Annotated in this window: 18 protein-coding genes; 7 read left to right on the top strand and 11 right to left on the bottom strand. The window is 49.9% G+C overall.

Going from position 1 to position 24,691, the window contains the following annotated elements; translation table 11 throughout:
* The first annotated feature begins 219 nt into the window (after positions 1 to 219).
* From AB1656_05435 to AB1656_05420, 4 genes are read left to right on the top strand one after another with little or no spacing between them, the layout of a single operon-like run.
* On the top strand, positions 220 to 2,043 hold the full coding sequence (locus AB1656_05435; protein MEW6234811.1) for a TolC family protein: 1,824 nt from the start codon (positions 220 to 222) through the stop codon (positions 2,041 to 2,043).
* On the top strand, positions 2,040 to 4,049 hold the full coding sequence (locus AB1656_05430; protein MEW6234810.1) for an efflux RND transporter periplasmic adaptor subunit: 2,010 nt from the start codon (positions 2,040 to 2,042) through the stop codon (positions 4,047 to 4,049). Before AB1656_05435 ends, AB1656_05430 begins: the two co-directional genes overlap by 4 nt.
* Positions 4,050 to 4,051: 2 nt before the next feature.
* Positions 4,052 to 4,756, top strand: coding sequence for an ABC transporter ATP-binding protein (locus AB1656_05425; GenBank protein ID MEW6234809.1), 705 nt, complete (start codon positions 4,052 to 4,054; stop codon positions 4,754 to 4,756).
* Complete coding sequence (locus AB1656_05420; GenBank protein MEW6234808.1) at positions 4,756 to 6,024, top strand: ABC transporter permease; 1,269 nt, start codon at positions 4,756 to 4,758, stop codon at positions 6,022 to 6,024. Before AB1656_05425 ends, AB1656_05420 begins: the two co-directional genes overlap by 1 nt.
* A 64-nt stretch (positions 6,025 to 6,088) precedes the next feature.
* Here AB1656_05420 and AB1656_05415 read toward each other — a convergent pair whose 3' ends face one another.
* On the bottom strand, positions 6,089 to 7,243 hold the full coding sequence (locus AB1656_05415) for a hypothetical protein (protein ID MEW6234807.1): 1,155 nt from the start codon (positions 7,241 to 7,243) through the stop codon (positions 6,089 to 6,091).
* A 229-nt stretch (positions 7,244 to 7,472) separates the two neighbouring features.
* Between AB1656_05415 and AB1656_05410 the strand changes: the two genes are divergently transcribed.
* A complete protein-coding gene (locus tag AB1656_05410) occupies positions 7,473 to 8,150 on the top strand; it encodes a SagB/ThcOx family dehydrogenase (protein MEW6234806.1) in 678 nt (225 codons plus the stop codon).
* A 244-nt stretch (positions 8,151 to 8,394) separates the two neighbouring features.
* Positions 8,395 to 8,964: a prepilin-type N-terminal cleavage/methylation domain-containing protein gene (locus tag AB1656_05405; GenBank protein MEW6234805.1), complete on the top strand. Its 570-nt coding sequence runs from the start codon at positions 8,395 to 8,397 to the stop codon at positions 8,962 to 8,964.
* 524 nt (positions 8,965 to 9,488) lie between these two features.
* On the opposite strand, the gene AB1656_05400 is transcribed toward AB1656_05405, so the two are convergent.
* The 10 genes from AB1656_05400 to AB1656_05355 form a co-directional block, all read right to left on the bottom strand.
* A complete protein-coding gene (locus tag AB1656_05400; GenBank protein ID MEW6234804.1) occupies positions 9,489 to 10,820 on the bottom strand; it encodes a potassium transporter TrkG in 1,332 nt (443 codons plus the stop codon).
* 105 nt (positions 10,821 to 10,925) lie between these two features.
* Positions 10,926 to 12,833, bottom strand: a complete 1,908-nt coding sequence (locus tag AB1656_05395) for a glycoside hydrolase family 97 catalytic domain-containing protein (GenBank protein MEW6234803.1) — start codon at positions 12,831 to 12,833, stop codon at positions 10,926 to 10,928.
* A gap of 234 nt (positions 12,834 to 13,067) precedes the next feature.
* Positions 13,068 to 14,726: a putative ABC exporter domain-containing protein gene (locus AB1656_05390; GenBank protein ID MEW6234802.1), complete on the bottom strand. Its 1,659-nt coding sequence runs from the start codon at positions 14,724 to 14,726 to the stop codon at positions 13,068 to 13,070.
* Positions 14,727 to 14,888: 162 nt separating this feature from the next.
* Positions 14,889 to 15,641, bottom strand: a complete 753-nt coding sequence (locus AB1656_05385; protein MEW6234801.1) for an ABC transporter ATP-binding protein — start codon at positions 15,639 to 15,641, stop codon at positions 14,889 to 14,891.
* A 145-nt stretch (positions 15,642 to 15,786) separates the two neighbouring features.
* The gene (locus AB1656_05380) at positions 15,787 to 17,028 is read right to left on the bottom strand and encodes a M14 family zinc carboxypeptidase (GenBank protein MEW6234800.1); all 1,242 of its coding nucleotides are present in this window, start codon (positions 17,026 to 17,028) and stop codon (positions 15,787 to 15,789) included.
* Positions 17,029 to 17,227: 199 nt separating this feature from the next.
* Positions 17,228 to 17,548: a hypothetical protein gene (locus AB1656_05375; GenBank protein ID MEW6234799.1), complete on the bottom strand. Its 321-nt coding sequence runs from the start codon at positions 17,546 to 17,548 to the stop codon at positions 17,228 to 17,230.
* Between the two features lie 22 nt (positions 17,549 to 17,570).
* The gene (locus tag AB1656_05370) at positions 17,571 to 18,830 is read right to left on the bottom strand and encodes a SpoIIE family protein phosphatase (GenBank protein MEW6234798.1); all 1,260 of its coding nucleotides are present in this window, start codon (positions 18,828 to 18,830) and stop codon (positions 17,571 to 17,573) included.
* A gap of 166 nt (positions 18,831 to 18,996) precedes the next feature.
* Positions 18,997 to 21,351, bottom strand: a complete 2,355-nt coding sequence (locus tag AB1656_05365) for a glycoside hydrolase (protein MEW6234797.1) — start codon at positions 21,349 to 21,351, stop codon at positions 18,997 to 18,999.
* A gap of 7 nt (positions 21,352 to 21,358) precedes the next feature.
* Positions 21,359 to 21,622 (bottom strand): hypothetical protein, encoded by a 264-nt coding sequence (locus AB1656_05360; protein ID MEW6234796.1) that lies wholly within the window; start codon positions 21,620 to 21,622, stop codon positions 21,359 to 21,361.
* 63 nt (positions 21,623 to 21,685) lie between these two features.
* Complete coding sequence (locus AB1656_05355) at positions 21,686 to 21,985, bottom strand: hypothetical protein (protein MEW6234795.1); 300 nt, start codon at positions 21,983 to 21,985, stop codon at positions 21,686 to 21,688.
* Between the two features lie 525 nt (positions 21,986 to 22,510).
* Here AB1656_05355 and AB1656_05350 point away from each other — a divergent pair.
* Positions 22,511 to 24,661: a hypothetical protein gene (locus tag AB1656_05350; protein MEW6234794.1), complete on the top strand. Its 2,151-nt coding sequence runs from the start codon at positions 22,511 to 22,513 to the stop codon at positions 24,659 to 24,661.
* The last annotated feature ends 30 nt before the right edge of the window (positions 24,662 to 24,691 follow it).

Genomic DNA, 24,691 nt, shown 5'->3' with positions numbered 1-24,691 from the left:
CAAATATTAAGTGGAACTTTTTATGCAATCGCCATGACCTATAGGGTGAAAATGATTTCATTTGAATTCTATCGTTGGTTGCCGAACGGATAGCCAAAACAAAAGATTATACCGATCTCAGAAACCGGGATTCTTTATACTCAAAAAACGATCTTCAGCGATGCGGACCGTTTTTCATAGATAGAGAAATAGACATTTTGAGCATGAGGAGAACATACTTTGCGCAAACATACTCTATTTAAACTGATCTCCTTCGGGATAGGCGCAATGATGCTGGCCGGTTGTTCCTCTCCCGGAAAATACCGGGAAAAATTGGATCAAACGGCCTACAAAATCATCGAGCAAAAACAAATGGAAGCCCTGGGCCGCATCGAACCGTTCTCTCTCGAATCGCCTGAAGAATCCTTGCGGAAAAAATTGATGCTCGATCAAATGCTGCCTTACAGTTCGCCGGCGTCATTGAGCGCCAAGGATATCGAGGCTATTCCTTTTTGGCCTAAAGACGATTATTGGAAAGCGCAGCCAGCGATTTCCCATGCCACTCTATCCTACGCCAGCGAACCGCTGCGATTGAAACTTTTGGATGCGCTGCAAGTCGCTGCTAAAAACAATCAGGAGTATCGATCGAGAAAAGAAGACGTTTTCCTGGCGGCGCTCAATCTCGATCTGACGCGCGACCGTTACCGGAATACCTTCTCCGGTTCGCTGAGCAACTCCATCGAATCCAACTTAGGCGGCAATAAAACAACCAACACTTTTACGAACTCGGAATCGGGCGGATTCTCCCGTCAATTGTTGAACGGCGTGGGACTCTCCGCCAGAATCGGCTTCGATCTGATTAAAATGCTGAATCCCTTCGACAAAACGGACATCGATGCTTCGGGAGACGCCTCGATCACTATTCCCCTGTTGCGCGGTTCGGGAAAACACATCTTCGCGGAAAATTTAACCCAAGCCGAACGCAATGCCGTCTATGCCATCTACACTTTCGAGCGATACAAACGTACTTTTGCGGTTTCCATCGCCTCGGAATATCTATCGGTTTTGCAGGCCATCGATCAAATCGACAACGCCGAAGCCAATTATCAACGCTCCATCACCTACACCCGGCTCATGCGCCGCCAAGCCGATGCGGGGAAAAAATCGCCGATCGAAGTCGATCAAACCATCCAAGACGAATTAAGCGCCCGCAACGGATGGATCAGCGCCCAGATATCTTATCAAAACCGGTTGGATTCTTTAAAAATGTCCTTGGGATTGCCGCCCGATGCGAATATTGAACTCGATGGGGAAGAACTGACGCGGTTGACCGAATCGACGAAGTCCATCTCGCAAAGCAGCGGCATAGATGCGATGGAAAAAGAAGTGCCCGCCGCAGATGCTCCCGTCGAGCTGCGTCCGTTGACGCAAGAAAACGCCGGTCCTATGGAATTGGACGTCGATGCGGCCATCCAACTGGCTCTGGATAACCGGCTCGATTTGCGCGCCTCCATCGGAAGAGTCTACGATGCGCAACGAAAATTGGTGGTGGCGGCGGACGATTTGCGAGCGGAATTGACGTTATTGGGAAGCGCTAAAAGCGGCGGCGATCTCAACTTCGAAAAAGGAAGATATAATGCTTTATTGACGCTGGATTTGCCCATCGAACGAACCCAGGAAATCAAAACCTACCGGGAACGCATCTTAGACCTGGAACAAGCATCTCGCGATTTGCAGGATACGGAAGATTCCATCAAATTGAGCATTCGCAGCCGATTGCGCACTTTGCAAGACGCCCGAGCCAGCCTGCAAATTCAAGCGCAAGCCGTAAATCTAGCCCAGCGACGCGTAACTAGCACCAATCTTTCGCTGCAAGCAGGACGGGTCATCATCCGCGACGTGTTGGAAGCGCAACGGGCGTTGCTCTCGTCGCAAAACTCGCTGACGTCGGCTATGGTTCGTTACCGCATAGCCGAATTGGAATTGCAGCGCGATCTCGATGTTTTGCTCGTCGACGAAAATGGAATGTGGAAAGAATATTCTCCCCAGGAGTTAAAAAAATGAACGCGCAACCCAATCTATCGAAAAAAGGAATTTTGAGCCGCCAATCCTTCTGGTTCGTCATCGTCGCCTTAGCCGCCGTCGCGGGGATCAGTTACGCCACCATCAACAATCGTCTGCAGGAGAATCCCCTCCGCAACCAACCGACGTACGAAGTGCAGCAAGGACCGCTCACCATCAGCGTCGATGTGGCGGGAACCATTCAAGCGCGCAACAAGGAAATCATCAAAAACGAACTGGAAGGATCGAGCACGATCCTCTTCATCATTCCCGAAGGAAACCGCGTCAAAACCGGCGACATCCTGGTTGAATTGGACGTCAGCAATTTGATCGACCAGAGAGTCGATCAGGAAATCAAAGTGCAAAACGCCGAGGCCGCTTTTATCAATGCGCGGGAGAATCTGGCGATCGTGGAAAGCCAGGCGCAAAGCGATATCGACAAGGCGGATTTAGTCTTTGAATTCGCCAAACAAGATTTGAGGAAATATCTTGAGGGCGAATTCCCCAAATTGGAAAAAGAATCTCTCTCCATGATCAAACAACGGGAAGAAGAACTGAATCTGGCGCAAGAAAAAGTCAAATGGTCGAAGATTTTATTCGATCAAAAATATCTGTCTCAGTCCGAATTGCAAACGGACGTACTCTCGGCTACTCGAATTCAAATTCAAAAAGATTTAGCTCAAACCGATTTGGAACTTCTTCAACAATTCACTTACAAACGGCAAATCGCACAATTGGTCAGCGACGTTTCCCAAGCGGATATGGCTTTGGAAAGAACCAAACGGCAAGCGAACGCCAATATCGTACAAGCCTCGGCGGCGCTGCAAGCGAAAATATCCGAATACCAGCAAGAACAAAACAAGTTGCAGAAAATCAACGATCAGATTGGCAAAGCCGTCATCAAGGCGCCTATGGACGGTTTGGTTGTTTACGCCACCAGCGTGCAAATGGGGCGGCGCATGTTCGGCGGCAACGATCAACCTCTGCAGGAAGGACGGCAGGTTCGCGAACGGGAAGAACTGATTCACTTGCCGACTACTTCCTCCTATATGGCGGAAGTGAAGCTTCAGGAATCCAGTCTGGAAAAAGTCCGCATTGGCATGCCCGTCCGCATCACGGTGGACGCCGTACCCGGAAAAGTATTTACGGGCAAAGTAGCTACGATCGCTCCGCTGCCTAACGCCCAGAGCATCTTCATGAATCCCGATCTAAAAGTATACGACTCCCAGGTTTTCATCGATGGCAATGGAGACGAATTGCGCAGCGGCATGGGCTGCGAGGCGGCTATTATCGTCGACTATTTTGAAGACGCCGTGTATGTCCCTATTCCCGCCGTATTGCGCATCGGAGATAAATTCTCCGTGTATGTGGCCAAAGAGAATCAATGGGAACAACGCACGGTCGAATTGGGGCTGGATAACAACCGGCTTGCCCAAATTAAGAGCGGTTTGAAAAAAGGAGAGATCGTATGGACGAATCCTCCGCTTTCTTCCGCGGAGGTATCCGGAGAAGATCGTTTCAAAAACGCCGACGATATTCCGCAAATTCTAAAGGAAGCCAAAGAAAATCAAGCCGCCAATCCATTACCCCAGCCAGGATCGGAGATGGGACGTCCTTCGCAGCCGGGAGCGGATCAAGCCATGCCCGGTATGGATGGCGCAAACTCGGGACGGCGTTCGGGAGGAGGACGTACCGGCGGCGGGAGGCCCGATTTTGAGAACATGACTCCTGAACAACGCGAACAGATGCGGCAACGCTTCCAAAATCGGCAACCAGGCGAGGGACAACCGGGAGGCGGTCAAATGGGCGGCGGTCAGATGGGCGGCGGCAGGCCTGATTTTCAAAACATGACCCCTGAACAACGCGAACAGATGCGCCAGCGCTTCCAAAATATGTCGCAGGAAGAACGAGACGCGATGCGGCAGCGATCCCAACAAAACGGGGGACAACCTCCGCGCCGAGGCGGCCAGGAACAAGCTCCCCAGCAAGGCGGTTCCGAATCCCAATGACGATGAATTCTTTTCCATCCAACGGCGCGGCGGCGCAGCTGGAAAACGTTAAAAAAGTCTACCATATGGGGACGCAAATCGTTCAAGCGCTAGACGGAGTAACCATATTGTTTCAAACGGGCAGCTTCTGGGCGATTCTAGGCCCCAGCGGTTCGGGCAAAAGCACGATGCTCAATCTTCTCGGCTGCCTCGACCGCCCGACGTCGGGACGATATTGGCTAAGCGGACATGACGTAAGCGCCCTTGACGACGATCAACTGAGCGATATGCGTCTCAAGCATTTAGGATTTATTTTTCAAAGTTTCAACTTGATTCCCCAATCCACCGTCGAGGAAAACATCCAGTTGCCTCTTTATTATAAGGGATGGGAAATGGAAGAGAGCGCCGAAAAAGCGCGCGCGTTGGCCAAACTTGTCGGTTTGGAAGAACGGTTGAACCATCGTCCGATGGAGTTGTCCGGCGGGCAGCAGCAGCGGGTGGCGATCGCCAGGTCTCTCGCAAACGATCCCGCCATTCTTTTGGCCGACGAACCCACCGGCAACCTCGATTCCCACACCAGCGTGGAGATCATGAACCTGCTTCGGGAACTGAACGAACAAGGCAAAACCATCATCATGGTCACGCACGAAAGAGACATCGCGGAATACGCCAAGAGCCGCCTTCACATGAGAGACGGGAAAATCGAGCGCATCGAGGGTAAGGAATAATGGTACTCATCAAACACGTCCGGGAAGTCAAACTCGGAATTAAAAATCTGTTGCTTCACAAATTACGCTCGTTTCTCACGATGTTGGGAGTGGTTTTCGGCGTCGGCAGCGTGATCGCCATGCTGGCCGTGGGCGAAGGGGCCAGCAAGGAAGCGCTCGACCGCATCCGTAAATTGGGAAGCCACAACATTATCATCTCTTCGGCCAAGTCGATCGAAGAAGAATCCATGACCAATGTCCGCATCATGATGAGCATCTACGGCTTGCTCTACGACGACGAAAGGCGCATTCACGAATGTTTTCCCCACGTTAAGCGAACGGTTCCGGTAAAAGAAATCCGCAAAGAGGGACGATTGGGCGAACGCGCTATGGAATTGCGGGTAGTAGGTACGACTCCCATCTGGTTCGATTTGGTGCAACGGCCTATCACGGCGGGAAGAATATTAGTGCAGCGGGACCTCGACGACCACGCCAACGTCGTCGTGTTGACGGAGCACGGCGTCCGCAAATTGTTGGCCGCGAAAGGAACCATCGGCCAGACGCTGCGATTGGGCGGCGATTATTTCGAAGTGATCGGCATCGTCCAAAACGCTGGAACCGTCGGCGGCGACGTTCAAACTCCCGATCAGGAAATCGACGCGTATATTCCGATCGACGTAGCCCAAGAACGATATGGCGACATCTTCGCGCGAACCGTCGCCGGCTCGCAATCGCGAGAAATGGTCGAATTGCATCAAATCATCGTCGAAGTGGATTCCACCGATAACGTCGAAGCCGTCGCCGCCGGAATCGAAAGAATGCTGAAGCAATTCCACAAAAAAGTCGATTATAAAGTCAACGTGCCGTTAGCCTTGCTGCGGCAGGCCGAAGAAACCAAGCGGACCTTCAATATCGTGCTGGGTTCGATCGCGGGCATCAGCCTGCTCGTCGGCGGCATCGGCATTATGAACATCATGTTGGCGTCGGTTACGGAACGGACGCGGGAAATTGGAATCCGGCGCGCGATCGGCGCCAAGAAAAAACAAATCGTCACTCAATTTCTCATCGAAACCGTCGTTCTCTCTACGACGGGAGGGCTGATCGGAATGGGTATGGGAATCTTAATACCCCTTCTGATTACTTTCTTCGCGGAAATGCCGACGGTCGTCAACGCTTTTAGTTTGATTCTATCGCTGGGCATCAGCATGGCCGTAGGCATCATCTTCGGAATCTACCCGGCAATTCGCGCGGCGAATCTCGATCCCATCGAAGCGCTTCGGCACGAATAAGCGCAATGCCATTCGCGCTTGATGCGCAACCGGCGCGGTGTTATATAATCAGGCGAATTTCGGCTCAGCGGCGGCGAGTCGTAAAAGCCATCCGTTTGTAATCGTCTTTTGTCTTTTTGGATGGAGACGGCGAAGTTTCCGCCGGAAGCGCATCGTTGGCGGCGTAGGCTTTGCCCGCCAACAGATCGACGATCTCCTGATCGCTCAAGGCGATTCCTTCCGCCGCCGGCGCAATAGCGATTGCTGGCGGAGCAGCGATTTCACGCAGGATTTCAGCGGGCGCTTCCCGAGCGCGGGACAACGTTTCTTGTCCCAAAGGACTTTGGCCAAGTTCCGTTTCTCTCGAATCGACGAAGGAGATCAATCCATCTCTTTCCTTGGCGGTCAATTTCGCATATCCGTGGAATCCTTCCGGAACGCCGCCCGCCGAGTCGAAAAGCAGTTCCCACCGGTTGGCGCGGTTCAATTGAGCGCTTTCGCTCCGCCGCAGCGCCTCTTTCATTTGATGGTAAATCGACTCGACTCGCTGCGAGAATAAGGGGAATGCCTTTTCGCATCTCGTTTTCAATACGGCTTCCACCCGATCCAACCGCTCCAAGGAATACCCAAGTTCCTCTACCGATGTCTCTCTACGCCCTAGCAATTCGCGAGTGACGCGGCAGCGCTCGTAGAAGTCGATGTCATCGGAGCGGAAATTGTTAAATAGAGACGCCTGTTTGATAATTTCCGGCAAAAAGGCTTGGAGACTTTGTTCGCCCGTCTTGAATTCCCGCGCCAGATATTCATGTTGACCGTCGATATGCGGCTTAAGACGCTCCAACAACGCCGCATCGTGCGCAACCGCCAGAATCAACCGCCTCAGGTTGTCAACATGAAAAGAAAATAACTCCGTCGATGCGCAATTCCAAATGGGAAGAGGACCCTCGAATTTCAAGCGGGATACTTTCGTCTCCATCAAGCGCAGAAAACGCTCCATGCTCGCGTTCGACAACCAATACATTCCTTGGCCGGATGAGACGCAAGTAATTTCCTGATCCGGAAATCGGGATCGAACATCCTCTTCGATTTTCATTAAAAGGATTTGCAGTTTGGGGATGGTTTGTACGCTAACTTCCCACGGATAGTTTGCGCCCGTTAAATCGTGAAAAGAGATTTTTTTTATCGCGCCCGTTTCGAGGTATTGAACAAGGTCGCCGGATATCAGGACGGCTGGTTTCATCGTCGTCGAATCAAGAATGCTCATTCAATATGGTTATTATTTTATCCTACCTTGGAATCGGCCTTTTATAAACCTCTTTGAAAGATCGCTTACTTCCTGCGATTCGAACGTAATCGATCTCTTGATTTTCATTTTGTCCAATGGGATATTCTGGAACCCTTGAAAAGAGACTCGTTCTCGTTTTGCTTGGAAATCGAACATCGTTTTTCAACAAACGCGGAGAAATCCCATGCGACCGAAAATCTTCTTGGCCAACTTACTATCGATGATCGCCCTAAGTTTGATTCCGTTATCGCTCTATGCGGAAGAAAAAAAAGAAACGCCGCAGAAAATTCAACTGCCCAAAGCAATAACCAAAGGCAAAGCCTCCCTGGAAGAAATCCTTTGGCAACGCCAATCGATTCGCTCCTTCACGCCGGAAGTTCCCAAATGGGAAATCGTGGGACAACTCCTCTGGGCGGCGCAGGGAATCAACCGTCCGGATCAAAATCGCCGCACCGTCCCCTCCGCCGGGGCGACCTATCCCTTGGAACTATACGTAATTCTCCCCAGCGGAATCTATCACTACCTTCCCGAAGAGCACGCCGTCGTCTCGATTCTTTCTGGAGACCAACGGGAGAAATTCACCAAGGAAAGCCTGGCGCCAGGCAATGTCTACGGCTCCCCTTGCATCTTCGTCATCGCAGCTGTATTCGAGCGAACGGCGATAAAATACAAAGAAGAAGCGGTGCGCTACGTCCACCTCGAAGCGGGACACGCCGCCCAGAATCTCCTTCTCCAAGCCACGGCATTGGGCCTTGGCGCCGTACCGATAGGATCGGTCGTTTCGTCCGAAGAACAAAAAATCATGGGACTACAACCGGAGGAAAAACCCGTCTATATTGTCGCCGCGGGATACCCTAAGTGAATTACATAACAAGCAATTATAAATACATTAAATGCATTTATTTATATGAAGCTCTTGCAAAATTAATAAAATCCGCTTTTAAATTCTCCCCCCAAGCTTGGGGGGAGTTAGAGGGGGGTTGATTATGTTAGACTTAAAGCAACCCCCACCTAACCTCCCCCAAGCATGGGGGAGGAATTATGGAGTTTTGCAAGAGGCTCTATATATCATACAATTCGTTCTCTTATTGGGGAGGTAAAGAAAGATGAAAAAGAGGCTGTATGGTTTTACCTTAATCGAATTATTGATCGTCGTCGCCATCATCGGCATCTTGTCCGCCATTGCGGTTCCCAATTTTTTAAACGCTCAGCTGCGGGCCAAAGTCGCCCGAGTCAATGCGGAGTTGCGTTCCATCCGTACGGCGATGGAAATGTACCGCATGGACAATAACCAATACTTGCGCCGCGAGGTCATCAACCGCAACGATGAACTGGCCCTTCTGACCACGCCGATCGCTTATATCTCCTTCATCCCCCGCGATCCCTTTTCCGATCCTATCAATTTTAAAGGGGACACGTCCATCACGCTGCACGCTGGATACTACGTCTTTGAAAATTTCGACCAGGAACCAGGATTCGTCAAAGGAGTTCCTTTGTATAACGATTGCTGGATTCGCGGCGCCAAATATTCCGTCCTGAGCGTCGGCCCCGATGGCCGCGAAGGATTCAATAATGGCGCGGCCTACCGCATTTTCCCCTACGAGGCTTCAAATGGTTTGCGCAGTTCCGGCGATATCGTAACGACGGGACCCGTCGAGCCGGGCAGCGTTTATTAATGGCGATATTAATTCCCTCGCCCTGTGGGCTGATCTTTACCCACAAGTCGAGGGGATTACTCAAGGACAAAAACAACCTTGCCCTTGGCGCCCCATTAATCAAGGGCGGAAGAAAGTTTCATTTTTCACGTTTTCGAATCGCGAAAACACGAAAGGGCGCGAATACCACGAAAATTTCGAATCGCAGATTTCACGGACGATTCGGATTCTATGGAGTTAACATGTGTTTTTCTCTCCCAGCCTTGAAAGGCTGGGCTATTATCAAATGCCCCTTTAAAGGGGCAAACGATAATAGTCCGCCGTTTTAACGGCGGGTTGACTAACCAACTTGGTTATTCTTTATTCCCGACAATCTCGATTCAGGTATTCATAATTCCTCAATACTTGTGGGTAAAGATCAGGCCCTGTGGGAGAGGGCTAGGGTGAGGAAATAATTTAGATTAATACTATCAACCCTCACCTAACCTCTCCCTATCTTGGGAGAGGAATTTTAAAAACAACAAACTCAAAGCAGATTTATATTATCATACGGCCAGGTCCTCTTCGATGCTTTGGAACGAGCGATCCCGCAGGAAGAAGGCCATGCCGAACGTCAACGCGCCCAACCGCCCGGCGTACATCAAGAAAATAATAATCAGTTTCCCCAAATGCGACAGCGAAGCCGTAATCCCCGTACTCAATCCTACCGTGCCTAGGGCGGAAGCGGCTTCGAAAAATATTTCCTCGAATTTAAAAGATTCCGTTAAAGAAAGCAGATAAACGCCCGTAATCAGCAACGCAGAGTAAAAACCTAACGTCGCGGTGGCCGTCATCAAACGATCGATAGGAATCGCTCGTCCCCAAAAAGTCACTTCAGACGAACCTCGTATGGCGCTTTTCATGATTCCGATGATGGCGCTGAACGTCGTCGATTTCAATCCACCTCCCGTCCCCGAAGGGGAAGCGCCGATCACCATCAGAATGATAATGAGCAGGAGCGACGCTTTGGACAGCATACCGATGGGCATCGTGTTGAAACCGACGGTGGTCATGGCCGTCATGGCTTGGAAAAAGGAAGCCAGCCATCGTTTTTCCGCTGGAAGAGTTTGAAAACTTGGTTCGGCTACAAATAACAGAATAGTTCCAATGATGGAAATCCAAAACGTAGCGTGCAATATGATCTTGCTGGTCAAGGTGATGCTTTTCACGCTGCCTTTTACGCAGCGCCAAATATCGACAAATACAATAAAGCCAATGGCGCCCGCGTAACTGAGTGCGGCGATGACGGCGTTCAGCCGTACGCTTCCGCCATAGGATTCGAAACTGTTGTTGTAGAGGCCGAATCCCGCCGTGCAAAAAGACGAAACGCTGTGAAAAACGGCGCTCCATAAAGGCAAGGGCGCTTGCAACGTTTGAAAAACATAATAGAGCGCTACGGCGCCGACGAGTTCGATCAACAAAGTGAAATAGATCACGCTGAAGATGAACTTTTCCATTTTAAAACCAGCTGGCAGCGAAAACACCTTTTGCGATACGTCCACTCGGCTTTCCGGCAGGGATTGTTTGCGGATCAGAATAATAAAAGAGCCGACCGTCATATATCCAATTCCGCCAAATTGAATCAACGCTAAAACCACCAATTGACCAAAAAAAGTATAACTATCGGATACAGACACGGGGGAAAGCCCCGTTGTGGATATGGCGGAAGCGGAAACGAAAAGGTTGTCCAGAGGGGACACGTCATTCTTAACTTGCGACCAAGGCAAACACAAAAGAAGCCAACCAATCCCGATATAGAATAAATATCCATACGTTACTTGTTTTATGCCGGGCAATTGGATGAAAAAAGCATTAATGTACTTCAGAGTTTTTATCATAATATCCCGTAATCCTTCAGAGGTGGATTTAACCGCTACAATTCATTATAATATTATAATGTTATTATAGCATAAGGATATTTATCGCGCAACGTTATCAATGATTTATCTTGAAAAGTCAGGATTTACATATTGTCGCCATGATTTCGAATCCGCCGCCGCCGCCGGGACGATACGCATGGCGCAGCCGCCGCTGGCCGCCATTTTTGCTTGAATTACCGTAGCGGAATCAACGAGATAGCGCTCGATCTTCACCTTGGTTCCGTCTTTCTCGTCTCCGTCGGAATAAATATGCGCAACGTATTTCGCATCTTGAGTCAGGAAAGTAAGGGGGATATCCAAAACTCGCGCATTCTCGTCGGTAATACAGCCAACAAACCACTCCTGACCGCTTTGACGGGCGACGGCGGCATAATCGCCGATGCGGCCTTGAATCACTTTCGTTTCATCCCAAACCGTCTTAAGATTTTCGAAAAATTCCATCTCCGGATCGCCTTGAAAATCGGATGGCTTATCGTACCAGAAGAGGAATTGCAATGGGCTGTAATAAACCACGGAGGCCGCCAATTGATGGGCGCGCGTCGTCTTCATGCGGTTTGTATAATAACAAATGGTATGATCCGCCGCCCCCGCCGGAAAACGGGTAAATGGCAAAATCGCGTCATGTCCGGCGGCGGGCATGTGCTCGTTGCCCCGCACCCCTTCCTGGGTCATGAGGTTGGGATAGGTGCGGCTAAGGCCGGAGGGGCGATAGGCGTCGTGGATATCCACCATCAATAGGCAATCGGCGGCTTTCTTGACCGCTTCAGCCAACCAACGCATCGCAGCCTGGCTTCCAACTTCAACAAAGCCGAATTTCACCGCTTTAACGCCCCATTTCCGATAAAGGGGCAAGATTTCGTCCAATTGCGTCATTAAAGCGTTGCGATTGACATAGAGGCTGATTCCAATATGGCGCTTCTTGGCGTAGTCGATCAAGAAGGGTAAATCCAAATCCTCCTTAGGTTTGCGGGCGTCGGAATCTTTCTCCCATTCCGGACCGTACCAGCCCGCGTCGAAATGAACGTAGTCGATTTTATGTTTTTCAGCGAAGTCGATATATTCTTTTCCGCCTTCCGTATTCAGTTGAGTACAACGTATAACCTTGCCCGGCTTGATCCAAGACGAGTCCTTCAGAGCGATGGGAGGATTGAGTTTGAGAAGAAAATCGCTGCGCTCGATCAAATCGCCATGTTTATCTCCCAATAAGATGACCCGCCAAGGCGAAGCGAAAGGCGGGGCGGCGTTGACGGGACCGGCCAGATCGGCGGCGAGAGCGTGAGACAACCCTTTAACGGGCGAGAGCCGCATCAGGGAATAATTGTCCAACTGCGCCTCCATGATGCACATTACCGGATCGATGCCCATTTCGATGGTGAGCGGAGTTTCGCATTCGGACGAGGCGCTGCTGATTTGCAGGCGGCTGTATTCCCCCTCCGTTCCATGCTCCTGATACATCATAAAGTTGAAAAACAAGTTGAATTGCGTCAATTCCGATGCGATCGTAAAATCCTTCAGCTCCGGCTGTTCGGGAAATTCGTAGCGGAATGCCGCGCCCTCGTTGTATGATCGCACTCTTATGCGCAGCAGCCGGTTGGGCTTATCGCTTTCCCGAAAATCGATCTGGGCTTCGTTGTAATGGTTGGCAGAGGTTTTTCTTTCGCCGTAAATCGGCGTGAAAACATCGTCATGAATTTCCTGTTTGGAATCCGCATAAACGAAATGATTTTTTAACGCCGGGGCGTCTTTCATTTCGAATCCTAAGCGCGAATCGCCAATGACGGCGTCATTCTTATAGAAAAGGTTATAGATTAAACATCCTTTCTCCTCGCCTCGATCTGTCAACATGACCACGAAACTGACACTTTGATCCGGCGAAGCGACGGGAAAGAATTTGATAGTTTGCGCGCCGCATAAAGACGCAAAAAAGAGATAAATTCCTATTCCAGCTGCCGTCATTTTCACTTTCGACATTGTTTCAACCTCCAAAGATTTCCCATCCAGCGAAGATCGGATTGGCTTCATTGCGATTTATTATGGATGGATAGAAAGGATAGGGAAGCGCCGCTTTCTCCTTTTGGCTTTATTAAACGAATAGATATGCGATTGGTTACGCGATGCAAGCAGGTTGGGATATAAAAGAAAACGCCCTTTCGCTGAAGAACGATAAGGGCGTTGTTTTCTGATCTTGAAATTGACTTTTTGACATCAAGCCGCCGGCGAGTCTACGCTGAGATCGAATCGCTCGTAAGCCCACGCCGTTATTGGAATGAATAAGATCGCTTCCGGCAAAAGGAGACACCACGCCGTAATAAAAAACGCAGACCAAAAGCCGCTCAGCCAATAAACCAACCAGCCCAATCCCGCTGTCGCGCCGATAGTGGCGGCTAAAAGAAGGAATTTCAACATGAAAATCAACATCATCCGGCCAAAGGCTTGAAAATCTCCCGGTTGCGTTTGAATCATACGAACGGGAAAAACCAAGAAGATAAAATTATCCACGCCGAAGATGATAAAATTGATTAATGGCAGAAAAGCCAACGTTAATAATAACGTCCATCTCATCGACGCAAAGAAAATCGCCAAGCCGCCGAACAGCAGCGTTTCGAAGATCGTATAGATCAAAACCGGAACCAGGATTTCACCCAAGGCGATGGCGAGAGAATGAATCGGCAAAATTTTAAGCCAGTCCATGCGTTCCATCTCGCTGCGGAAATCGAAAGCCACCCATTCCGTGAAGAGAACCGACATCCAAACCACCATCCCCAAAAGCGTATAGATCGCTTCGCCTCCCTTATCGCCTTTGGTAAATAACATGAAGAGAAACGGACCGAAAGCAAGGCATAGGATAGGCAACAGAATGAATAGGGTTTTCGAATGGCGGTAAGCGTTAGTGAATTGCCGCCAGAGAATTGGCCCCGCGCCGCCCAGCCACGGAAACGAAGGCATGGTTATTCCCGCTTTGGTTTTCGTTGGGAATGCAACTCCCCGGTTGCGTTTCATCTGTTGAGCGCGTTCATAGACTCTTTGGCTGACTGCCACCGCCGTTTCCAGGAAATTCGCGTCGAGACGAAAGATGAGAACCAGCAGAACGGCGTTCATAGCTGCGGCTATGCCGCCCCATATCAACAGTTCCGGAAAAACGTTTTTCGCCAACATGGCGTTGGCGAGAGCCTGAAAGGGAGCCATGAGCATAGTTCCCATCCAGGAATGGGTGAATTGATTCCACGCGGCGATATATCCTATTTCCGTCCCGGAATTTTTTATAACTTGGTAGATTCCCAACAGAGCCATCGCCGCCACAAATCCCACAATAATCTTTCGCGTCAAAGTAAAAGCGCGTTCCGTGACGATCTGGCGGATCATCACGTTTGTCATTCCCAAGTTTTGTATAAAGAGAAGCGTGAGATAAGTGCCTGCGAATAAGGCGATCCAAGAATGAGCGAAGCGGCCAAGAAAGATAGGAAAGATAATGGCGGGAAATAGCGTTGTCATTAACATTCCCGTCAATTTATAAAACAGCAACTCGCTGCGCTTGAAAGGCCCCGCGAACAAAAAATCCACTTCGCTCGGCGTAAAATAAATGGAATTTTCGCTGGCTTTGAGTATAAGTTGCATCAGGCAGAACAGAAAAATAACAAGAGGAAGAGCGGTTTGCCCCGTCCCTACAATCGCCTCGTCCACGGGATTTTTATGGCGCGAATTCATGAAGAGCATCATGATTTGCGGGCCGAGCCACAAACAAAACATGATGACGCCCAAAGCGAAATAGATCGCGCCGCGCAAGGTTTTCAATCCTCGAAACGTATAGCGAATCCGGGCGCGATATTGCAATTTCTTGAGGGAAAGCAGCGAGGAATTGATCATGATAAGCCTCTTGCAAAATTGATAAAATTAACTAATAAATTCTCCCCCCAAGCTTGGGGGGAGTTAGAGGGGGGTTGATTTTATTAGACTTAACGCAACCCCCTCCTAACCTCCCCCAAGCTTGGGGGAGGAAAAATAGGGAATTTGCATGAAGCTCATAATTTATTCCTGTACCGCCGCCGCAGGTTCGGCTTCGCCTTCCGTCGCCCGGAAGAAGAGTTCTTCCAAGGTCGAGTCGGCGCCCTCTTTACCGAAGGCGGAGCGCGCCTCCGCGATCGAACCGGAAAAGAGTTTCTTGCCCTTGTGCATGATGAGAAGATGGGTGCATAAATCTTCTACTAGCGAGAGCAAGTGCGAACTGATGACGATGGCGGCGCCCGCCTGCGATTTCTCCACAATCGTATCGTTTAAGGTGCGGATGCCGCGAGGATCGAGTCCGGTGAGCGGTTCGTCGAACAACAACGCTTTGGGATCGTGTAGATAGGCGCAGCAGATGGCTGTTTTCTGACGCATTCCCCGCGAAAGTTCCTGCGCCAAGGCGTTGCGCTTCTCCTCCAATTCAAACTTTTTCAAAAGCGCTGCGCCTTTTTCTTCGTAATTTTCCACCCGGTAGGCGGATGCGACGAATTTCAAATGCTCCCAAACCGTCAGCGTATCGAACAAGTGAGGGTCGTCGGGGATGAAGGCGATTTGTCTTTTAGCTTCGACCGGATTTTCGACGATGTCGCACCCCGCCACGAAGAGTTGCCCCTTGGTGGGCGGAATGATGCCGCATATCGCTCGCAGCGTCGTTGTTTTTCCCGCGCCGTTGGGACCCACCAATCCCAGAATTTCGCCGGGACCGACTTCGAAGCTCAATCCTTCTACGGCGACCGTTTCCCGATAGGTTTTATGATAATCATCGACTTTGATCACTGGGATATCCTCGATTTATTGGGTTATAATACCAACTCGTATAAAACAGTATCTGTTAGAGATATTGGTGGACTACGCTTCGCTTTGAGCCCACCCTACGCGGCTTTGAGCCCACCCTACGCGGCTTTTAGCCAACCCTACGCGACTACTCTTCTCCAAAATACCGGTAAAAAACCTCGCAATACTGTGCGCCAAGCAGTTCCCAATCTTTCGCTTCCGGCGCTTTATTCAAGCCCGCGATCCAATCGCAGTTGAGCTCCTGCACCAAAGCGTTAACGCCGAATCGCTCTAAAAGACCCTCGCCGAACGAGCCGGGATTGCGGAAATCTTTACCTGTGGAACCTTCCGTAAACCATGTATATTTCCGCATTAATTTCTCATAGTGTTCCATGTTGGCGAGGTACGCTTCGGCGTTCGGACTGTCGGGACGGCTGACATGAATATTCCCGCCGTTGTCGTTATGCAGATCGATCGCCAGATGCGGACGTTGTCCTTGGGCGATCATTCGCCCCAGCCAAGCTTCCAGAGCCTGGTTTTCGGGAGCGCGAGGATCGGCGGGAATATCCCATTTGCGATTCAGATCCATGCCCAAAACATTGAAGCGCGTATAACCCCGCGCCACGCCGTCTTTATTCGCCATGGGCATGATATAGGCGCAATAGCGCTCTCGGCATCGACGCCCCGCCTCGTCGTCTTTCAACAATTGGCGGAGAAAGCCTTCCACTACCCAATTGCCTCCCGCCTCCCAAGGATGGGCGCGCGCGCGGATCAGTACCCGGAAGGGCGCATCCGGCTTTCCGGCGCGGATGATTTCCAGTTCCCGCCCTTCCACGGTGCGTCCGATGGGCGTGATTTCCACCAGAGGATTCGACGCGATCTCTTTCTTCAACTTCTCCAAATCGCTCAAGCGATAAGGCGGCATTCGGGCGACAAAAACTTTATCGCTCTCCATGCGCATAGTAAAATGAATGCGGTTATCCTTCGTCTTTTGCGCCGGAAGAATTGTCCATTCCTTTGCATCGGCGGAAAGGTAGACATTCGTCCGGTCGGAAACGGGCGAACCCCATCTTCCATTCCATATATTATCAAAATTTTGTAAGAGAATTGTTAAGGAAGCGCCAGGCTCCGCTTCGACTTGAAAAAACCAATGGCCGTTGGCGCGATTGGGAGATGATCGTTCATGATCGTAAATCAGGCTGATCAGAATGCGGCCTTCGGCGTCAATTTCCCAATTCAAAGGAGAAGCGTTCTCGAAAGCCGTATTAATGAAGCGCAACGTTCCCGTCGCCGCCATTATAGGTGCGGCGGATTCGGCGGAAAAAGCCGGAAGCTCCGCCAAGAGCATCCCCGCTAGTCCCCATCCTATCGACATAAGTTTCCCTTTCATTTACCCCTCCTAACGCAAACCGGCATCCTCGCGTTGCAGTTTCTCCGTCAAATCCATTGAATAAAGTAAAGTCATCGCCCAAATTCAATAGCTCTATCATCGCTTATATTACGAAAAACGCGCGGCGAAATTTAAATTTTCTCCCGCGCATAGAAAAAATATAAACTACTTCTTCTATCGCATGAAGCGGTTGGGGGGATTAAAGATCGTTGCGCAGATTTTTCGTAAGAATCAGTTTATTGCCGAGATTCGGTTCATAGACATGATGCGCTTCATCTACGAAGGTTTTGATGATTTGCAATCCATAGCCTCTTCTCCGCGTCCGGTCGGTATTTTCATGGAAGGCAACCGCCATGGCGAATTCTTTCGAAAAATCGCTCCCCCCATCGTTAATAGCCAGCCGAAAGCATTGCTCGTTTTCGGAAAGCGAATTGACCATCTTGCGGATCAACGCCGGGTTGGATAATCGCGGAGCGATCTTGATCGATGCGTCCGGCGATAGGTTCCAATGACGGCTCATGGTCCGATACGCCTTTCCTCGCTCAGCCTTCGTTATGAATCCTTTCCAACGCCAGCAGGGTAACGTCGTCATCGAATTTCGATACGCCTGTCCATTCCGATACGCTGCTGAGAGCCGAATGAATGGACAATTCCAAGGGAAGCGAGGCGGCGTCGAGCATGACATCCGCAAATCGATCGAAGCCGAATTCCTGATAATTCTTCATCGCTTCCGTGATTCCGTCCGAAAACAAAACAAAGCGGTCTCCCGGTTCCAGCATAATTTTACTGGTTTGTAAATTCTCGTCTTCATAATACATGTTGCTGATGAATATTCCCGCCGGTTCGTAGAGATATTCCGCTTTCTTTCCATTTTGCTGGATCAAAAGGGGAGGCACGTGACCCGCCCGAATCCAAGTTACGCTGGCGTCTTGGACGTTGAGGATGGCGTAAAGCAGCGTGCAAAATGTGGCGTCGTCGCCCGGAAAGCGGCGGTTGAGTTTTTGTACGACCTTTTGGGGATCGTACAACTCGTCGGACGCCATCATCGATAGGTTCTCGTCATGCGCGGGGCCGATGGAAATCGACGTTTGATCGATCATGCGCGTCAACGAAACGGACAATAACGCCGCCGGAACGCCATGGCCGGATACGTCCAGAACATAGAAAGCCCACCGCTTCTCGTCGAGGCGAATCACGTTGAGGATATCGCCGCCGATGTATTCGGACGGCTCGAACAGCCACGAAAAACGAAAGCCGGGAATCTTCGGCGCTTTTTCGGGGATGAAGCCCCGCTGCACCTTCGCCGCCGCAATAAGATCGCGCCTCATTCGCTCGTTGGCGTTTTTCAATTCTTCTTCCGCCTTCTTGCGCTGCGTAATATCCCAGAAAATTCCCTGGATGCCGATGATATTGCCATTAGCGTCATGGATCGGCGTCTTGACGACGTGGACGTATTTCGTTTCGTGAGAAGAAACTTTATTCTCTTCCACATCTTCAAAGGTACGGTTCTCTTCGATGACTCGCCGGTCGTCATCGCGATATTTTTTAGCGAGTTTATCGGGGAAGAAATCGTAATCCGTCTTCCCGATAATTTCGTCGATGGGCTTTTCCAACAATTCGCAAAAGAGATGGTTGACGAATGTGAAACGTCCTTCCAAATCCTTGCAGAAAATATATTGCGGAATATTCTCGACCAACGAATAATAGAACGCTTCCGAATCTTTCAGTTTCAAATCCCGATGAAGTGTTTGGATATATTGTTGATTCATGATTTGCTTGTCGACCCGATCGTTTTCGTTCATTCTCTTTTGATCCCATCGCGCGAGATCGTACGCTTTCGGAACTTTCTCGGCGCTCATTTATGGATGCTCAACGTAGTTTATTATAGAAGTAAAACCATCAAAATGGAAATTTTTTCGATGGCGGCGATTTTAAAGGAAAAATCCGTTCCATCAAGACATTTTCCGTTTACTTATACATCATATAATCGCAGCACTTTGCTCCATCGAATTTCTCCACGCGAAAACTCATCGGCGCCAGTTCCGTCGTCTCATCCCATTGAAAAGGAATATCGCCAAAATTGACTGCGACTACGGTTCCATTGGCGAAAACGGTTTGCTGCACGCTGCGGTCCGGATTCAAAAAGCGATGCTCCAGCATTTCAGAATACCCCACATCCCGGACGATGGGACAAATATTCTTATAGCTTTGCGCGAATCGTTCTTTATTGTTCTCCCAACCTTGCCGATTGAACATGAACATCGGCGGCGTTCCGTACAAAACATTGAACAGATCGCGCTTATCCCATAACGAAGGCAGTTTATTGTTGTAGTCTCCCCAATACCATTGAGAGACTACGCAATCGTGATAGACCAGTTCCCATAACGGCAAACGGTACTGATGGCCTAGTTGAAATTTTGCCACACGTTCGGGAACCTCGTCCCAGATTCGCAGCATATCCCGTCCCGAGTCGGGAACGCGGTATGGACCCAAGCTCAACATGCCTTCGAAATAATGAACGTAGGGAACGGCGGCGTCATGCCCCGTTTCCGAACCGGTTACGAGACGCATCTCTTCCGAAACCAAGCGCAGCAGTTCCATCTTCCAATAGCGGCTTTGCGAGCGGGTCATGGGATGATCGGGATGATAGCATTCCCGCCAGGGCGACGCCGTAGTCGTATCGATGAAGCGGCAGCGGTAGGGATAAGTTTTCAATTCCTCGGATATGCGCGAACGGGCGTAGGGAATCGCCTGTTGGTCGCAGAGAACGCCGCAAGGATGCATGGCGCCGTCCTTGCCTTTCACTTCCCACCCCTTTCGCCAATCCCCCGATTCGTCGAGCATCAAATCCTGCGGCCAGGCTTCCGTAGGCCAATCGGGATGAACGCCGTTGAGCAGCGGGAAAACGGCAGGATCCATGACGTCTTGATAGATATCGTAACGGCTGGTGAGAACGCCGTCCATCCGGTTCATCGCTTCGATTACGGAGGGATTTTCCCGATCGCTCCACAAAATGCGCTCGATGCCCAGCGCCTGCATTTCCCGCACGTAGCGAAGGGGATCGCTTTCCCAACACCAGACGTTGACGGCGCCGATCAGCTTGTCGACATGGGGATTTTCTTCCTTCTTTTGTTGGAGCGTCTTCAACAAGCCGGTTTCTTTGGCGTAAGCGCGGTAACGCTTGCAGATGGCCGTATGGCCGCCCTTATCGAAAAACGCGTAGAGGATTTGACGGGGATAGCCGAATTGGCCTTTCTGCGGCTCCCATTCCGGGACAATGCCAAGTTTTTCTTGCTGACGAAAGATGTTGATCGAAGCGTCGTCCGGCGTTTGCAGAATGGCCATGCGCCCCGCGCTTCCATCCGTCTCGCCCCAAAAAGGCATACATATCCCATGCCCGCCGTAAGCGACCAGACGCATGGGATCAATGGTTTTGTCGTCGACGGGGTAGGATATGCCTTCGTTCAAAGGAATGACGAGATATTCGCCCGCTTTGTTTGCGAAGGGATGCGGATAAGCGATGCGGTTTGGCAACTCGCCTTCTCCAGATAGCGCAAGAACGAATTCGGGATGGCTCTCGTCCAGATCGAGGCGAACTTTGAAAACGAGGCCCGACGGAAAATGCAGCCAATCCCATTCTATAAGGCGATCCGTAGTCGTTGCCGCCTGGATAACGCCTTCTTGAGCGAAGGGGCGCTGATCGTATGTCTGGCTCGTCCGTTTGTCTTTAACCGACAAGGCGCCGTTGCGCGTATGCAGCGTAACGGTCAGCGATTCGTTATCAAGAGGAATATCGGCGGGGATATCTTTCTGCAAATCCTCAATTCGTCCCTCCGGCAGCAATTGAAAATCGTCCAGCCATACCGTGGCGGAACCATATCCAATAAGGCGGGGATGGATTTTGACAACGCCTTGAGGTATGGCGAACTTGCTTTGCAAATGCCGCCAATCCTGAGCGCCTTTCGCCGAACGGGAAGCGTAAGACCAATCCATTACGGCGCCTTGGGCGTCATAAAGGACGACGCAGATTTCCGCGCTTCCCTGCCCTTCGATCTTAATCCAAGCGTCCAGCGTATATAATTCGCCATCCTGCGCAGGATATTGCGAGTTGGGATTGAAACTCCAATCCTTCTCGCCGCGATGTTCGATGCGCGCCGCCGCCCGTCCTTCGTGGACAATCTCCCGGTCGGCGATGGCGCTTCCAGCGCCCGCCTCCCGCGTCCATAACGATCCCCAGCCGGTCATACCTTGTTCGAAGCCGCCGTTGGGAACGAGATTGGAGGCGGCGACGGCGAAATAGAGGGTGAGAAAGTGAATGCTCATAAAAACCTTATTCCTTTATTTCTTGAATGATAAAATCGTCGAAAGCGGCGGCGGCGTCCACTTTGATCCACAAACCAACCATTCCCGCTGCGGAAAAAGAGGAATCTTCGACCTGCATATATTGTTTTCCATCTAACGACGCCGTAATGGCGGCGCCTTTCATTATAATCTCGATCTCATGCCATTTCTTGGGATCGGCCTTGAGATCGATGTTGGCGATTTGCTTCCGCTGGCCTTCTTTCATGTAATAGACGCGGAAATTATCCTCCAACGGATTCCAGCGCGCAATGTCATAATTATCCTTATCGATGGCGCGCCAAATCGGGCCGCCGCCCTAATCCTCTTCGCCGCTAATCGCTTTCAGTTTCAATTTAATGTTAACGTCCTTAAAACTCGTTTTCTCGGAGATGGCGAGATTGAAGGTGCGCTTTTGATTCAACGTCTTCATAAGCGCAATAACTTTTTTGCCGTTGGGAGCGCCTTCCATCTCCATCACTTTCCACTCGGCCAGTTTATCCTGCCCGGCGGTTTCCGCAATCTTCCAATCCTTGGGAATGGCGCCCGCGGCGTCATCCTCAAAAGTCGCCTGATAACATGCGGTTGATTGTCCATCCAAAACCAGAACCAAATACATAAAAATCTGTGAACGCGAACACGCGGCTTGAAGGGCGGACGCAGCTATACCATTGACTCCATAAAATCATTGTGATAACCCTCAACCCGAAAAGTAGAAATTATGAATGAAAACGATTTCTCTTTACGGTAGAGGGATTTTCTATTTGAAAAAAGGTCGCCCTTTCTTCCGGATTCGCGCTTTATCAACTCAAAACTTCGTACTCTTCAGCAACCTACTTTCATAATGATTATTATTACTTATCTATCTTTTTTTTAGCATAATGAAATTTTAATCATTTTTATCTTGACAGATGCAGCATAATGGGTTATTGTATTGGTGAACGGCGTATTATAGATAATTAATATATATTTTTGTTTATATAGGGGGTGATCTCTCTTCTCTCCGCAATGCTAACCATATACTAATTCGCATAAACAAATATAACAAACGCATTATGTCTATTCCTCTCGTCTTGGCGATGGGGGAAAAAGGAGGAAATCATGTTGAAAAAATCCGCTGTTCTCTCTCTCTCTCTCTCTCTCTATGACCATATTCGCACTCGCCGCTAATTCACAGGAAAAAGCCATTGAAAAGGTTTTTGATTTCGTCGAGAATAAAGACCAAACCGAATGGCTCAACTTGGAGCGCTCCCTGGTAGCCCTTGATGCCGAGGACGAAAACCAAAGCGTCGTCAAGATGCGTCCCGCCGTCATGCGCACCGGCGATCCCAAGATCGGCGTCGTCATGGGCGCCGCGCTCTACATGAAAGCTCAGCCCGTGGCGGGAAAGGGGAACTACGGCGTGTTCGGCCAGCGCATCGTCCAGATACCCAACCGGAAATACGTCCAGTTTCAAGGGGGAGCAGAAATCCTCAACGGAGCGCAATATCCCGTCGATTTCCATCTCCTGGTCGAAACGCGTAAGAGCGCCAACAGTCCCTGGCAGGCGGAAGCCGCCTTCCCCGCCCGCGGACTCGATCCCAACCGCGCCGTCAGCCCCGGCTCGTGCTGGTTTATGGAAGATTTGACCCAATACGCAGGCCAGGAAGTGCGCCTCTCCCTTGTCCTAAGCATCGAACCGTCCTACACCAAAGTAGGCGCCGCCGAACGCTGGGAGCCATCGGAAATTGCGGCGAATGTCTTTATGGCTGAACTTATGAGCAGTAAATTTAAAGTGAATTTATATGCTCCAACGGATGATGTAGACGCCATGCAACCTAATCCGTTGCAAGGCAAAAGCGCGCAACGAAATCCGAAACAAGACGCTGTTGCGCCGGAAACAGTCTATGCTGTAACGTATCCCGCCTATTTGACAACCGTTCTTGATGGTAGCCAGACTACAGCAGGATATTTGGCCAATCCCAGCGACTTTCCGATCTGCTCGGAACAGATTCCAGCCTATACGTATGGTGGAGTGCAATATCCAGCGCATTTTGTAAGCTATCTAGCCGCTCTACGCTGGAATTATCATACCGATCATGGAGCGCCGGGATATAATGATGCCAACGGTAATTCCGAACCTGCTGTGTATGCAGGCTGTGGTCGCGTTATCGATTTTGTAAATAACTCCAGTTACAACATGTACAACGCTTCCGCCTCAACCATTCAAAACAGCCTTGTGAAAAACGGCGCTTGCGAAGCGATATCCGTTTTGACGCCCAGCGGCGACCGCACGAGGAACTTCGACGATCATTGGGTTGGCATTTCTTCCATTCTTTATCATGCTCTTTCGGATAACAAGAAAGCGCTTCATGCTTTCTATAATGGCGAGGATCATTTTCAATATTGGAATGACATTAGTTGGGTGACAAACAACCATAATGGCTCCCCTCATTGGAGTGTAAATACGTCGATCGGATATGCCCGCTCGACCGAAGACAGCGGCGCGAATTTTGGAAGAACGTTCACAAAAATGCCCAGTTTCGGCAGTGAATACAAAGTAATATCTTATGAAATGGATGAAGATGAACTGGTCATGGGAAGACAAGGAAGTTATGGATGCGGAGATCCGTCTATTGTTCCGGTTGGTGCGTATTATTACATGATTTACTCTACCCGAGGCGTTCTCAAACAAAATGGCGCGCCTGCGTTATATGTAGTGGGTAGTACGATACCTGTTCAGTCATGTTCAGGATACGATTACGGTGAATGCGGTAATTTAGTTCACTCTAATTTGTCGGCGGCAAGAGCATTGCAATCATCTGTTTTCAGCTCGTCCTATGGCATGAATAACAATCCTTGGAAAAAGTATAAACGTGTTTCAAGCACATGGTCCGATAGCGCAAATTGGACGGAAGACGGGATTGGAGGCGCGTTTAGTTTTATTTGGAATGCAGATAGTACATATACGGACCAACCTACAAATGTAGATAAATGGAGAACGAATCCAAAAGTTAGTTTCAATTCTTGGACAAATTGCTATATTCTTATAGCTCAAGGCGGCATTACGCAAGATCGATATGGTTTCTATATTCACTCCAGTTCCAATCCCGTCGATTGGGACGATGGCTTATTGATTACCGCCATTGATTCCAATTTTTACAATAATAATCCGAAAAGCAATTATCCGTCCCTCATTGGATCGGGTGGCAGGGATTATGAAACGGATGAATGGAATATGCTTTACTATACGCAAGTCAATCCAAGCGATTCCTCGAAGAAAGACTTAAAACGCATGTATTTAGAACTCGATTGATCGATAATATTCTACGGAATAAGTTTTTTT

This window comes from Candidatus Omnitrophota bacterium (assembly GCA_040755155.1).
In the GTDB taxonomy this organism is placed as follows: domain Bacteria; phylum Hinthialibacterota; class Hinthialibacteria; order Hinthialibacterales; family Hinthialibacteraceae; genus JBFMBP01.
This window is presented reverse-complemented; position numbering and strand designations above follow the sequence as displayed.

Coding starts and splice junctions, on each gene's coding strand:
- AB1656_05390 (MEW6234802.1), bottom strand. CDS start 14,726: ATGATCAATTCCTCGCTGCTTTCCCTCAAGAAATTGCAATATCGCGCC.
- AB1656_05355 (MEW6234795.1), bottom strand. CDS start 21,985: ATGTATTTGGTTCTGGTTTTGGATGGACAATCAACCGCATGTTATCAG.
- AB1656_05415 (MEW6234807.1), bottom strand. CDS start 7,243: ATGAAACCAGCCGTCCTGATATCCGGCGACCTTGTTCAATACCTCGAA.
- AB1656_05420 (MEW6234808.1), top strand. CDS start 4,756: ATGGTACTCATCAAACACGTCCGGGAAGTCAAACTCGGAATTAAAAAT.
- AB1656_05365 (MEW6234797.1), bottom strand. CDS start 21,351: ATGAGCATTCACTTTCTCACCCTCTATTTCGCCGTCGCCGCCTCCAAT.
- AB1656_05375 (MEW6234799.1), bottom strand. CDS start 17,548: ATGAGCCGTCATTGGAACCTATCGCCGGACGCATCGATCAAGATCGCT.
- AB1656_05400 (MEW6234804.1), bottom strand. CDS start 10,820: ATGATAAAAACTCTGAAGTACATTAATGCTTTTTTCATCCAATTGCCC.
- AB1656_05410 (MEW6234806.1), top strand. CDS start 7,473: ATGCGACCGAAAATCTTCTTGGCCAACTTACTATCGATGATCGCCCTA.
- AB1656_05370 (MEW6234798.1), bottom strand. CDS start 18,830: ATGAACGAAAACGATCGGGTCGACAAGCAAATCATGAATCAACAATAT.
- AB1656_05380 (MEW6234800.1), bottom strand. CDS start 17,028: ATGAAAGGGAAACTTATGTCGATAGGATGGGGACTAGCGGGGATGCTC.
- AB1656_05350 (MEW6234794.1), top strand. CDS start 22,511: ATGACCATATTCGCACTCGCCGCTAATTCACAGGAAAAAGCCATTGAA.
- AB1656_05425 (MEW6234809.1), top strand. CDS start 4,052: ATGAATTCTTTTCCATCCAACGGCGCGGCGGCGCAGCTGGAAAACGTT.
- AB1656_05395 (MEW6234803.1), bottom strand. CDS start 12,833: ATGTCGAAAGTGAAAATGACGGCAGCTGGAATAGGAATTTATCTCTTT.
- AB1656_05405 (MEW6234805.1), top strand. CDS start 8,395: ATGAAAAAGAGGCTGTATGGTTTTACCTTAATCGAATTATTGATCGTC.
- AB1656_05430 (MEW6234810.1), top strand. CDS start 2,040: ATGAACGCGCAACCCAATCTATCGAAAAAAGGAATTTTGAGCCGCCAA.